The 14319-nt window shown below is 70.4% G+C and carries 1 protein-coding gene; it reads left to right on the top strand.

Annotation, left to right across the window (positions count from 1 at the left end):
• The first annotated feature begins 11 nt into the window (after positions 1–11).
• Positions 12–14255: a type I polyketide synthase gene (locus AS97_RS42070; protein WP_210566748.1), complete on the top strand. Its 14244-nt coding sequence runs from the start codon at positions 12–14 to the stop codon at positions 14253–14255.
• Positions 14256–14319 lie beyond the last annotated feature (64 nt).

Below are 14319 nucleotides of genomic sequence, written 5' to 3' on the forward strand. Positions count from 1 at the left end.
TGGAGCTACTGATGGCTACGTCCTCCGAAAGAGTTGTCGAAGCGCTGCGCGCTTCCCTGCGGGAAAACGACCGCCTCAAGCTACAGAACCAGCGCCTGATGGCGGCGTCGCGGGAGCCCATCGCCATTGTGGGAATGAGCTGTCGCTTTCCCGGGGGCGTAAGCACCCCGGAGCAGCTGTGGCGACTCGTCGCGGATGGCGTCGACGCCATCTCCGGATTCCCGACCAATCGCGGCTGGGACCTCGAGGGGCTTTACCACCCGGACCCGGACAATCCTGGGACGAGCTACACCCGAGAGGGTGGCTTCATCTACGATGCCGACCAATTCGACCCGCAGTTCTTCGGAATTTCTCCCCGTGAGGCCGTGGCGACCGATCCGCAGCAGCGGCTGGTGCTGGAAGCGTCATGGGAGGCGTTCGAGCGAACCGGGATCGACCCCGTGTCCCTGCGCGGCAGGCCGGTCGGGGTTTTCGTCGGTACCAACGGTCAGGACTACTCGACTCATCTCTATGAGGTGGGGGGTGAACTCGAGGGCTATCTGACCGGTGGCGCGGCCAGTGTGGTGTCGGGGCGTATCTCCTACACCTTCGGTCTCGAGGGACCCGCGGTGACGGTGGACACGGCGTGTTCGTCGTCGCTGGTGGCGCTGCACATGGCCATGCAGGCGCTGCGTCAGGGCGAGTGTGAGCTGGCGCTGGCCGGTGGGGTGTCGGTGATGGCGTCGCCGGGCTCGTTCGTGGAGTTCAGCCGACAGCGCGGGCTGGCGCCCGATGGCCGGTGCAAGCCGTTCGCGGACGCCGCGGACGGTACGGGCTGGGCCGAAGGTGTGGGCATGCTGCTGGTGGAGCGGCTGTCGGACGCGCGGAAGAATGGCCATCCGGTGCTGGCGGTGGTCCGGGGCAGCGCGATCAACCAGGACGGTGCGTCCAACGGTCTGACGGCGCCGAACGGTCCGGCGCAGCAGCGGGTGATCCGTCAGGCGCTGGCCAGTGCCGGGCTGTCGGCGTCCGAGGTGGACGCGGTGGAGGCACACGGTACGGGCACGACATTGGGTGACCCGATCGAGGCGCAGGCACTGCTGGCGACGTATGGCCAGGAGCGATCGGCGGACAGCCCGCTGTGGCTGGGGGCCGTCAAGTCGAACATCGGTCATACGCAGGCGGCGGCCGGTGTGGCCGGTGTGATCAAGATGGTGATGGCGATGCGGCACGGGGTGCTGCCGCGGACGCTGCATGTGGATGAGCCGTCGCGGCAGGTGGATTGGTCGGCGGGTGAGGTGCGGCTGCTGACGGAGGCCACCGCGTGGCCGGAGACGGACCGGCCGCGCCGGGCCGGTGTCTCCTCGTTCGGGGTGAGTGGCACCAACGCGCACACCATCATCGAGCAGGCCCCGGAAGCCGACCGTGATGGGCAGCCCGAGGCGACCGCTCCCAAGGCGGACGGGGCAAAGCGGCCCGCTGTCCTGCCGTGGCTGGTGTCCGCCAAGAGCGCTGACGCGCTCGCCGCCCAGGCGGGCCAACTCCACGCCCATCTGAGCGCCCACTCGGAGCTGACACCGGCGGACGTCGGCTTCTCCCTCGCCACGACCCGTTCGGCTTTCGATCACCGCGCGGCCCTGGTCGCCGGGGACCGGGACGAGCTCCTGCGTGGCCTGGAGGCCCTGTCCACCGGCGAGAACGCGGCCCAGGTCGTCCAGGGCACGACCCGGATCGAGGACACTCTCGCGTTCCTGTTCTCGGGTCAGGGTGCGCAGCGTCTGGGTATGGGCCGGGAGTTGTACGACGGTTTCCCGGTGTTCGCGGGTGCCTTGGACGAGGTGTGTGCGCACCTGGATGTGGTGCTGGACCGTCCGTTGCGGGAGGTGGTGTTCGCGGCGGAGGGGAGCGCGGATGCCGCGCTGCTGGATCAGACGGCGTTCACTCAGCCCGCGTTGTTCGCGGTCGAGGTGGCGTTGTTCCGGTTGCTGGAGCACTTCGGTGTCACCCCGGATGTGGTGATGGGCCATTCCATCGGCGAGATCGCCGCCGCCCACGTTGCTGGGGTGTTCTCGTTGGAGGACGCGTGCACGCTGGTGGCCGCTCGTGGCCGCCTGATGCAGGCGCTGCCCGAGGGTGGGGCGATGGTCGCCGTCCAGGCGTCGGAGGAGGAGGTCGCTCCGTCGCTGGCCGGTCGTGAGGCCGAGGTGAGCATGGCCGCGGTCAACGGCCCGAACGCCGTGGTGATCGCGGGTGATGAGGCGGCGGTGCTGGAGATCGCGGGGCAGTGGGCGGAGCAGGGTCGTAAGACCCGTCGGCTGACGGTCAGCCACGCGTTCCACTCGCCTCGCATGGACGCGATGCTGGACGACTTCCGCAAGGTCGTCGAGGGGCTGTCGTTCGCCCCGCCCGCCATCGACCTCGTCTCCAATGTCACCGGCAGGATGGCCTCGGAGGCCGAGGTGTGCTCGCCGGAGTACTGGGTGCGCCACGTGCGGGAAGCCGTGCGCTTCCTGGACGGGGTGCGGGCGCTCGAGGGACAGGGCGTGACCACCTTCCTGGAGGTGGGTCCCGACGGTGTGCTCTCGGCGATGACGCAGGACTCCCTGACGGAACGGGGCGAGCCTGCCTCGGCGCCCGTGATCGTGCCGGTGCTGCGCAAGGACCGCTCGGAGGCCGTGGCCCTGACCACCGCGCTGGCACGGCTGCACGTTCACGGCTCCGCTGTCGATTGGGCCTCGGTCTTCGACGGTCTCGAGGCCCGCAGGATCGACCTGCCGACCTATGCCTTCCAGCGCCGGCGGTACTGGGTCGAGAAGTCCGTCGATGCGGCCGGTGCCGATGCCGGAATCCGTCGCGAGGTGGATGCGCGGTTCTGGCAGGCCGTCGAGCGCGAGGATCTCGAATCGCTCGCGAAGGAGCTGGACTTCGACGACGAGGCGTCGTTGCGTGCGGTGCTGCCGGCGCTGTCGGCGTATCACCGCAGCAGCCGTGATCGGTCGACGATTGATGGCTGGCGTTATCGGGTGTCGTGGAAGCCGGTTCCGGAGGTGGCTGAGGGGTCGTTGTCGGGGTCGTGGTTGGTGGTGGTTCCGGCGTCTTGTGCCGGGGATGAGCTGGTGGCGGGGGTTGTCGCTGGGCTGGAGCGGCATGGTGCGGGGGTGGTCTCGCTGGTGGTGGATGAGTGCGACCTGGAGGCGAAGGTGCTGGCGGGGCGGCTGCGTGAGGCGGTCGCGGAGCTGCCCGAGGTGGGTGGTGTGCTGTCGCTGGTGGCTTTGGACGAGGAGCCTTGCCCGGGGTATCCGGCGCTGTCGGGTGGTTCTGCGCTGAGCCTGACGCTGGCGCAGGCGATGGTTGAGGCGGAGGTTCCGGCTCGGTTGTGGTGCGGTACGCGTGGTGCGGTGTCGGTGGGGCGTTGGGATGCTCTGGCCGGTGTCGTGCAGTCGCAGGTGTGGGGTTTGGGCCGGGTGGTGGGGTTGGAGCACTCTGCGGTGTGGGGTGGTCTGGTCGATCTGCCTGAGGTGCTGGACGAGCGTGCGGTGGCGCGGTTGGCCGGTGTGTTGGTGGCTGGGGATGGTGAGGATCAGGTCGCGGTGCGTGGTTCTGGTGTGTTCGCCAGGCGTCTGGTGCGGGCTGATGCGGGTGAGGGGGCGGAGCGGCCGTGGCGGGCGCGTGGCACGGTGTTGGTGACGGGTGGCACGGGTGCGCTGGGCGGTCGGGTGGCCCGCTGGGTGGTGCGTAGTGGTGCCGGGCATGTGGTGCTGACCAGTCGTCGTGGCGCCGAGGCGCCGGGTGCGGGCGAGTTGTGCGAGGAGCTGGAGGCGCTGGGTGCCCGGGTTACCGTGGCGGCGTGTGATGTGACTGATCGTGCGCAGGTGGCCGCTGTGCTGGATGCCGTTCCGGAGGAGTTTCCGCTGAGTGCGGTGTTCCATGCGGCGGGTGTTGAGCAGGCGGCCGAGCTTGTGGAGATGAGTCTGGCGGATGCTGAGGCGGTGGTGTCCGGGAAGGCCGCGGGGGCGGCGTGCCTGGATGAGCTGTTGGGCGACCGGGAGCTTGACGCGTTCGTGGTGTTCTCGTCGATCGCCGGTGTGTGGGGCAGTGGTGGCCAGGCCGCGTACAGCGCCGCCAACGCTTACCTGGACGCTTTGGTGGAGGACCGCCGTGCGCGGGGTCTCGCCGGTACGGCCGTGGCTTGGGGTCCCTGGGCAGAAAGCGGCATGGCGACATCGGAGGGGATGGAGCGCGAGCTCGCCCGTCGCGGCCTGCTCGTCATGGCTCCGGAGCTGGCCCTTGCCGCCTTGCGGGGCGCGATCACGGGCGACGACGGTGTGGTGACGGTCGCGGACATGGACTGGGAGCGGTTCGCCCCCGCGTTCACCTTGGAGCGGCCGAGCCCGCTCATCGGCGACCTCCCCGAGGTCGAAAAGGTGCTCCGATCCGGGGGCGGGTCCGGCCAGTCGGAAGCCGCGGCGGGCCTGCGGGAGCGGCTGGCGGGGCTGACCGAGGCCGAGATCGACCGGACCCTGCTCAACCTGGTACGTGGCCATGTGGCCGCGGTCCTCGGATTCACCGGTGGGGAGACGGTTGAGCCCGAGCGCGCGTTCAAGGAGCTGGGTTTCGAATCGCTCACGGCGGTGGAGTTCCGTAACCGGCTGGTGGCGGAGACCGGGCTGGAGCTGCCGACGACGCTGGTCTTCGACTACCCCAACGCATCGATTTTGGCGGACCATCTGCGTGCCGAGGTGCTCGGGACGCGAGGCGCGGTGGTCGCGCCGGTGGCGCTGGCGGCCCCGGTCGACGACGATCCGATCGCGATCGTCGGGATGAGCTGCCGTTTCCCGGGGGGTGTGCGCAGCCCGGAGGAGCTGTGGAACCTCGTGGCCGGTGGCGGCGACGCGATCTCCGACTTCCCGTCCAACCGTGGATGGGACGTGGACGGGATGTACCACCCGGACCCCGACCACTCGGGCACGTTCTACTCGCGCGAGGGCGGCTTCCTGCACGACGCGGGTGAGTTCGACGCGGCGTTCTTCGGCATCTCGCCGCGTGAGGCACTCGCCATCGATCCCCAGCAGCGGCTGCTGCTGGAGACGTCCTGGGAGGCGTTCGAGCGCGCCGGCATCGCTCCCACCTCCGTGCGCGGCAACCAGATCGGCGTGTTCGTGGGCGCTGCCACCTCGGGCTACGGGGCCGGCGTCAACGAGTCGGCGGAGGACCTGGAAGGGCAGATATTGACCGGCAACGCGACCTCGGTCGTGTCCGGTCGAATCTCCTACACCTTGGGCCTCGAGGGGCCCGCCTTGACGGTGGACTCGGCGTGTTCGTCGTCGCTGGTGGCCCTGCACCAGGCCGCGCAGTCGCTGCGTCAGGGCGAGTGTTCCATGGCGCTCGCCGGCGGTGTGACCGTGCTGGCCACGCCGGCGGCGTTTGTGGAGTTCAGCCGGCAGCGCGGGCTGGCGCCCGATGGCCGGTGCAAGCCGTTCGCGGATGCCGCGGATGGTACGGGCTGGTCCGAGGGTGTGGGCATGCTGCTCGTGGAGCGGCTGTCCGACGCGGAGCGCAACGGTCACCAGGTGCTGGCCATCGTGCGGGGCTCCGCCGTGAACCAGGACGGTGCGTCCAACGGTCTCACGGCGCCGAACGGCCCGGCGCAGCAGCGGGTGATCCGGCAGGCGCTGGCGAACGCCCGCCTGTCGGCCGCTGAGGTGGACGCGGTGGAGGCACACGGCACCGGTACGACGCTGGGCGACCCCATCGAGGCGCAGGCGCTGCTCGCGACCTATGGCCAGGAGCGGCCGGAGGGGCGCCCGCTGTGGCTGGGCGCGCTGAAGTCGAACATCGGTCACACGCAGGCCGCCGCCGGTGTCGGCGGGATCATCAAGATGGTGATGGCGATGCGGCACGGGGTGCTGCCGCGGACGCTGCACGTGGATGAGCCGTCGCGGCAGGTGGACTGGTCGGCGGGTGAGGTGCGGCTGCTGACGGAGGCCACCGAGTGGCCCGAGACCGGTCAGCCGCGCCGGGCGGGTATCTCCGCCTTCGGCGTGAGCGGTACGAACGCGCACACCATCATCGAGCAGGCCCCGGTGTACGACCAGGCGGCGCCGGACGAGGACCCCGCCGAGGACCATGGCGTCCTTCCCTGGGCGCTCTCCGGCCGGAGCCCGGAAGCCCTGCGTGCCCAGGCCGAGCAGCTGCGGTCGCATCTGATGGCGCGCACCGAATTGGGCACGCTGGATGTGGCTTACTCCTTGGTGGCGACGCGCTCGGCCCTCGAACACCGTGCGGTGGTCACGGCCGCGGACCGTGCGGAACTGCTGCGCGGGCTCGAGGCCGTCGCGGCCGGTGAGGCTGCCCCGGGAGTGATGCAGTCCGTCGCGCGTACTTCGGGTTCGACGGCGTTCTTGTTCTCGGGTCAGGGTGCGCAGCGTCTGGGTATGGGCCGGGAGTTGTACGAGGCGTTCCCGGTGTTCGCCGGTGCCCTGGACGAGGTGTGTGCGCACCTGGACATGCTGCTGGACCGTCCGCTGAAGGATGTGATGTTCGCGGCGGAGGGCAGCGAGGACGCCGGGCTGCTGGATCAGACGGCGTTCACTCAGCCCGCGTTGTTCGCGGTCGAGGTGGCGTTGTTCCGGCTGCTGTCGGCGTGGGGTGTGGCCCCGGATGTGGTGATCGGTCATTCCATCGGTGAGATCGCGGCCGCGCATGTGGCGGGGGTGTTCTCGTTGGAGGACGCGTGCACGCTGGTGGCCGCTCGTGGCCGCCTGATGCAGGCGCTGCCGGAGGGTGGCGCGATGGTCGCCGTCGAGGCGTCGGAGGAGGAGGTTGCTCCGTCGCTGGCCGGTCGTGAGGCCGAGGTGAGCATCGCCGCCGTCAACAGCCCGACCTCTGTCGTCATCGCCGGTGACGAGGAAGCGGCGCTGGAGATCGCGGAACAGTGGGCGGGGCAGGGCCGTAAGACCCGCCGCCTGCGGGTCAGCCATGCCTTCCACTCGCCCCGCATGGACGCCATGCTCGGCGACTTCCGCAAGGTCGTCGAGGGTCTGTCGTTCGCCCCGCCGGCCATCGCGCTGGTTTCCAATGTGACGGGTAAGCCGGCGGGTGCCGATGAGGTGTGCTCGCCGGAGTACTGGGTCCGGCATGTGCGGGAGGCCGTGCGGTTCGCGGACGGAGCACGGGCACTGGAGGCGCAGGGCGTGACCGCCTTCCTGGAGGTGGGCCCCGACGGTGTGCTCTCGGCGATGGCGCGGGAGTGCCTGACGGCGCAGGAGGCGTCGGCCGCGGTCGTCGTGCCGGTGCTGCGCAAGGACCGCCCCGAGGCCCAGGCGCTGACGACGGCGCTGGCCGAACTCCACGTCCATGGCGTCACCGTCGACTGGGAACAGCTCTTCACCGGACGCGACGCGCGGAAGGTCGAGCTGCCCACCTATGCCTTCCAGCGACAGCGCTACTGGCTGGAGGACACGGGCGGGGCGACAGGCGGTTCGGCCGCTGCCGACAGCGTGGACGCCCGGTTCTGGGAAGCCGTTGAGCGCGAGGATCTGGAGGCGCTGGCCGAGGCGCTGGACGTCGACGGCAAGGGCCCGCTCGGCGAGCTGATGCCCGCGCTGTCGTCCTACCGCCGGCAGCAGCGTGACCGGGCCACGGTCGACGGCTGGCGTTACCGCGTCTCCTGGAAGCCGGCCCCGGACGTGGCCACCGCCACTCTCTCGGGCACCTGGCTGCTGGTGGTGCCCGCCGGACTGGCGGAAGGCGAGGTCACCACGTCGATCCGCCAGGGATTCGAGAAGCACGGCGCCCGGGTGGTGCCGGTGGCGGTGGCCGCGGACACGGACACGGACGGGCTCGCCCAGGCACTGCTCGGCGCACTCGACGGCGAGTCCGAGGTCGGCGTGATGTCGCTGCTCGCCCTGGACGAGGAGCCGTGCGCCGGGGAGCCGGTGGTCGCGGCGGGCCTCGCGCTGACGCTGCGGTTGGTGCAGGCCCTTGCGGGGCTGGAGGTGGGCGTTCGGCTGTGGTGCGCGTCGCGGGGCGCGGTCTCGGTGGGGCGTTCGGACCGGCTCACCAGCCCGGTGCAGGCGGAGGTGTGGGGCCTCGGCCGGGTCGCGGCCCTGGAGCACCCCCGGATCTGGGGTGGCCTGGTGGATCTGCCCGAGGTGCTCGACGAGCGCGCCGTGGGGCGGCTGGCCGGTGTGCTGTCCGCCGAGGGTGGCGAGGACCAGGCGGCGGTGCGGGGCTCCGGAGTGTTCGTCCGGCGGCTGGGGCGTGTCGTGTCGTCGGGCGGCGAAGCCTGGCGGCCGAGCGGCTCGGTGCTGGTGACCGGCGGTACGGGGGCGCTCGGCGCGCATGTGGCCCGTTGGGCGGTGGCCGAGGGCGCGGAGCACGTCGTCCTCACCAGCCGCCGCGGCCTGGCGGCCGACGGTGCGCCCCAGCTCAAGGCCGAACTCGAGGCCATGGGTGCGCTGGTCTCGGTGGTCGCCTGTGATGTCGCGGATCGCGAAGCGCTCACCGAGGTGCTGGCAGGGATCCCCGAGCGGTTCCCCCTGCGCGGCGTGGTGCACGCGGCAGGTGTGCTGGACGACGGTGTGCTGGACGGTCTGTCCGTCGACCGGGTCGCCGGAGTGCTCGGCGCGAAGGTGGCGGGCGCGAGGCAGCTGCACGAGCTGACCGCACATCTGGATCTCGACGCCTTCGTGCTGTTCTCGTCGTTCGCCGGTGTCGTCGGCGGTGCCGGACAGGGGGCCTACGCTGCGGCGAACGCCTACCTGGACGCGCTCGCGGTGCTGCGTCGCGGTGCCGGACTCGCCGGCACGGCGGTCGCCTGGGGGCCGTGGGCCGAGGCCGGTATGGCCGTGGAGGGCCGTGCCGGGGAACGGGTACGCGGCGGTGTGGTGGCCGCGATGGACCCGGCGCTGGCCGTGGCGGCACTCGGCTGGGCTGTCGGCCATGACGAGGCTTCGCTTGTCGTGGCCGACGTCGACTGGGAGCGCCTGGCCTCGGCGCACGCCGCGTCCGGCGGCGGCGCTCTCATCAGTGACATCCCCGAAGCCCTCAGGCACCTGACCGCGGTCAACAGCGGTGCCGAGGCGGAAGCGGCCACCTTCGCCGAGAAGCTCGCCGGGCTGTCGGCGGTCGAGCGGAACCAGGCCGTGCTGGAACTGGTACGGGGGCACGCGGCCGCCGTACTCGGCCATGCTTCGGCGGAATCCGTCGAGCCCGGCCGGGCCTTCCGCGACCTCGGATTCGACTCCCTCACGGCGGTCGAGCTGCGCAACCGGCTGGACATCGCGACGGGGCTGCGCCTCCCGGCCACGCTGGTCTTCGACTATCCGAGCGCCGCCGAACTGGCCGACTACCTGGACACCGAGGCGTTCGGCACCGCCCAGCCGGCCGTGGCCGCCGCTGAGCCGACGGCTGTTGCCGTGGCCCATGACCCGATCGCGATCGTCGCGATGAGCTGCCACTTCCCCGGCGATGTCCACACACCGGAGGAACTGTGGCGGCTGGTCGCCGAGGGCGGCGACGCCATCGCCGGGTTCCCCGCCGACCGCGGTTGGGACCTCGACGGGCTGTACGACCCCGACCCCGAGCGGCTCGGCACGTCCTACGCACGCGAGGGCGGCTTCCTCTACGGCGCCCCGGACTTCGACGCGGGGTTCTTCGGGATCTCGCCGCGCGAGGCGCTCTCCATGGACCCGCAGCAGCGGCTGCTGCTGGAGACCTCGTGGGAGGCGTTCGAGCGAGCCGGTATCGCTCCGGACGCGCTGAGGGGCGCCCGGGCGGGTGTGTTCGTGGGAACAAATGGCCAGGACTACACGGGGCTGTGGGCGGACGCGCAAGGTGACCTCGAGGGCCACCTGGGCACGGGCAGCGCGGCCAGTGTGGTGTCGGGACGCATTTCCTACACCTTCGGTCTCGAGGGACCCGCGGTGACGGTGGACACGGCGTGTTCGTCGTCGCTGGTGGCGCTGCACATGGCCATGCAGGCGCTGCGTCAGGGCGAGTGCGACCTGGCACTGGCCGGTGGGGTGTCGGTGATGTCGACGCCGGGTGCGTTCGTGGAGTTCAGCCGGCAGCGCGGACTCGCTTCCGACGGTCGGTGCAAGCCGTTCTCGGACGGGGCGGATGGCACGGGCTGGGGCGAGGGCGTGGGCATGCTCCTCGTGGAGCGGCTGTCGGACGCCCGCCGTAACGGTCACCCGGTGCTGGCCGTGGTCCGGGGCTCGGCCATCAACCAGGACGGTGCGTCGAACGGTCTGACGGCGCCGAACGGCCCGTCGCAGCAGCGGGTGATCCGTCAGGCGCTGGCGAGTGCCGGGCTGTCGGCGTCCGAGGTGGACGCGGTGGAGGCGCACGGAACGGGTACCTCGCTGGGCGACCCGATCGAGGCGCAGGCACTGCTGGCCACCTATGGGCAGGGCCGGCCGGAGGGAAGTCCGCTGTGGCTGGGCGCCATCAAGTCGAACATCGGTCATACGCAGGCGGCGGCGGGTGTGGCCGGTGTGATCAAGATGGTGATGGCGATGCGGCACGGGGTGCTGCCGAAGGTGCTGCATGTGGATGAGCCGTCGCGGCAGGTGGACTGGTCGGCGGGTGAGGTGCGGCTGCTGACCGAGGCCACCGCGTGGCCGGAGACGGACCGGCCGCGCCGGGCCGGCATCTCCTCGTTCGGACTGAGCGGAACCAACGCGCACACCATCATCGAGCAGGCCCCCGCTGTGGAGGAGCCCGCGGTCTCGGACACCGCGGCCCCCGGCACGGGCGAGTCGGCGGCCGTGGTGCCGTGGCTGGTCTCCGGGAAGAGCCGGGAGGCGCTGCGGGCACAGGCCGGGCGACTGCACGCACATGTGGCGGCCCGGGCCGACCTCGACACGCTGGACGTGGGGTACTCGCTGGCGACTCGCTCGGTGTTCGAGCACCGGGCCGTACTGGTCGGCGAGGACCGCGAGGCCCTGCTGCGCGGTCTCGAGGAGATGGCTCAGGGCGGAATCGGCTCGGGAGCCGTCCAGGGACAGGCCGTAACGGGTGGCAAGACGGCGTTCTTGTTCTCGGGTCAGGGTGCGCAGCGTCTGGGCATGGGGCGGGAGTTGTACGAGGCGTTCCCGGTGTTCGCCCGTGCGCTGGACGAGGTGTGTGCGCACCTGGATGTGGTGCTGGACCGTCCGCTGCGTGAGGTGATGTTCGCGGCCGAGGGCAGTGCGGATGCCGCGCTGCTGGATCAGACGGCGTTCACCCAGCCCGCGCTCTTCGCCATCGAGGTGGCGTTGTTCCGGTTGCTGGAGCACTGGGGCATCACCCCGGATGTGCTGATCGGACACTCCATCGGTGAGGTCGCCGCCGCGCACGTTGCCGGGGTGTTCTCGCTGGAGGACGCGTGCACGCTCATCGCGGCGCGTGGCCGTTTGATGCAGGCGCTGCCCGAGGGCGGCGCCATGGTGGCCATCCAGGCGACCGAAGAGGAGGTCGCCGGCTCACTCTCCGGCCGCGAGCACGAGATGAGCATCGCCGCGGTCAACGGTCCGTCGGCCGTGGTGGTCTCGGGCCATGCGCACGCGGTCCAGGAAGTCGCGGGTGTCTGGGAGGCGAGGGGGCGAAAGACTAAGGGTTTGCGGGTCTCTCATGCGTTTCACTCTTGCCTTATGGACACTATGTTGGACGCGTTCGGCCACGTGGTCCGCGAGCTCTCCTTCGAGCCGCCGACCATGACGCTGGTGTCCAATGTCACTGGTGGGCCGGTTTCCGAGACAGAGGTGTGCTCACCCGATTACTGGGTGAGGCACGTGCGTGAGGCGGTGCGGTTCGCGGATGGGATACGTGCGCTTAAGGCGTTGGGTGTGACCAGGTTCCTTGAGGTGGGTCCCGATGGTGTGCTCACGGCGATGGCCCAGGATTGCCTGGCGGAAGAGACGGATGACACCCCCGGCACGGTTCTCGTTCCAGTGCTGCGCAAGGACCGTTCCGAGGCACGGACGTTGACGACGGCGCTGGCCGAACTCCACGTCAGTGGTGTCTCGTTGGACTGGGAGTCGGTCTTCGCCGGTCGTGGCGCACGGCAGGTCGAGCTGCCGACGTATGCCTTCCAGCGCGAGCGGTTCTGGCCCGAGGTGTCCATGGCCCTGGGAAGCCGGGACACGGAGGCCGCGGACTCGGTGGACGCGCGGTTCTGGGAGGCCGTCGAGCGCGAGGATCTCCAAGCGCTGGCCCAGGCGCTCGACATCGACGGCGAGGCCCCGCTGAGTCAGGTGCTGCCGGCGCTGTCGGCGTATCACCGCAGCAGCCGTGATCGGTCGACGATTGATGGCTGGCGTTATCGGGTGTCGTGGAAGCCGGTTCCGGAGGTGGCTGAGGGGTCGTTGTCGGGGTCGTGGTTGGTGGTGGTTCCGGCGTCTTGTGCCGGGGATGAGCTGGTGGCGGGGGTTGTCGCTGGGCTGGAGCGGCATGGTGCGGGGGTGGTCTCGCTGGTGGTGGATGAGTGCGACCTGGAGGCGAAGGTGCTGGCGGGGCGGCTGCGTGAGGCGGTCGCGGAGCTGCCCGAGGTGGGTGGTGTGCTGTCGCTGGTGGCTTTGGACGAGGAGCCTTGCCCGGGGTATCCGGCGCTGTCGGGTGGTTCTGCGCTGAGCCTGACGCTGGCGCAGGCGATGGTTGAGGCGGAGGTTCCGGCTCGGTTGTGGTGCGGTACGCGTGGTGCGGTGTCGGTGGGGCGTTGGGATGCTCTGGCCGGTGTCGTGCAGTCGCAGGTGTGGGGTTTGGGCCGGGTGGTGGGGTTGGAGCACTCTGCGGTGTGGGGTGGTCTGGTCGATCTGCCTGAGGTGCTGGACGAGCGTGCGGTGGCGCGGTTGGCCGGTGTGTTGGTGGCTGGGGATGGTGAGGATCAGGTCGCGGTGCGTGGTTCTGGTGTGTTCGCCAGGCGTCTGGTGCGGGCTGATGCGGGTGAGGGGGCGGAGCGGCCGTGGCGGGCGCGTGGCACGGTGTTGGTGACGGGTGGTACGGGTGCGCTGGGCGGTCGGGTGGCCCGCTGGGTGGTGCGTAGTGGTGCCGGGCATGTGGTGCTGACCAGTCGTCGTGGCGCCGAGGCGCCGGGTGCGGGCGAGTTGTGCGAGGAGCTGGAGGCGCTGGGTGCCCGGGTTACCGTGGCGGCGTGTGATGTGACTGATCGTGCGCAGGTGGCCGCTGTGCTGGATGCCGTTCCGGAGGAGTTTCCGCTGAGTGCGGTGTTCCATGCGGCGGGTGTTGAGCAGGCGGCCGAGCTTGTGGAGATGAGTCTGGCGGATGCTGAGGCGGTGGTGTCCGGGAAGGCCGCGGGGGCGGCGTGCCTGGATGAGCTGTTGGGCGACCGGGAGCTTGACGCGTTCGTGGTGTTCTCGTCGATCGCCGGTGTGTGGGGCAGTGGTGGCCAGGCCGCGTACAGCGCCGCCAACGCTTACCTGGACGCTTTGGTGGAGGACCGCCGTGCGCGGGGTCTCGCCGGTACGGCCGTGGCTTGGGGTCCCTGGGCCGAAAGCGGCATGGCGGCCGGAAGCGGAGGCGAACAGCTCGCGCGTCGCGGCCTGATCAGCATGGCGCCCGACCTGGCGATCGCCGCCTTGCAGGGCGCGATCACGAGTGACGACGGTGTGGTGACGGTCGCGGACATGGACTGGGAGCGGTTCGCCCCCGCGTTCACGATGGGGCGGCCGAGCCCGCTCATCGGCGAGCTGCCCGAGGTCGTATCGGCCCTGGAACAGGCCCGTGCCGCCGAAGAGGGCTACGCGGAGGCCGGATCGCGGTTGCGGGAACGGCTCTCCGCACTGGCCCCCGGTGAGCGGGAGCGCGCCGTGCTGGATCTGGTGCGCAGTCACGCGGCCGCGGTTCTCGGTTTCTCGGGAATGGAAGGCGTGGAGTCCGACCGGGCGTTCAAGGAATTGGGCTTTGACTCGCTCACAGCGGTAGAATTCCGCAACCGACTCAACGCGGATACTGGGCTGAGGCTGTCCACCACGCTGGTCTTCGACTATCCGAACTCAAGGGCACTCGCAGAACATGTGCGAGCGGGTGTCCTCCCCGACGAAGGGACATCCTCCACTCCGCTGATCGCGGATCTGGAACGACTTGAGGCAACACTTTCCACGGCTGAGCCGGACAATGCCGAGCGGTCGGCCATCGCGACCCGACTCCAGGTGCTTCTCGCCAAGTTGAACGGCGGTGAGGCCGGAGCGGCGAACGCTGAAAGCGTCACGCAGCGGCTTGACGCGGCATCCGATGACGATCTCTTCGATTTCATCGAAAATGAGCTCAGTTAAGTGCGGTCCCGGGGCACATCTCTCTCCGGCCCTTCCATTCTTCAGTCTTCTATGACTCGTTATA

Origin of the sequence: Streptomyces sp. AgN23 (assembly GCF_001598115.1) — a bacterium.
Lineage (GTDB): Bacteria > Actinomycetota > Actinomycetes > Streptomycetales > Streptomycetaceae > Streptomyces > Streptomyces antimycoticus.

Excerpts from the sequence above, each read along its gene's own strand:
- AS97_RS42070 (WP_210566748.1), top strand. The coding sequence starts at position 12 with ATGGCTACGTCCTCCGAAAGAGTTGTCGAAGCGCTGCGCGCTTCCCTG.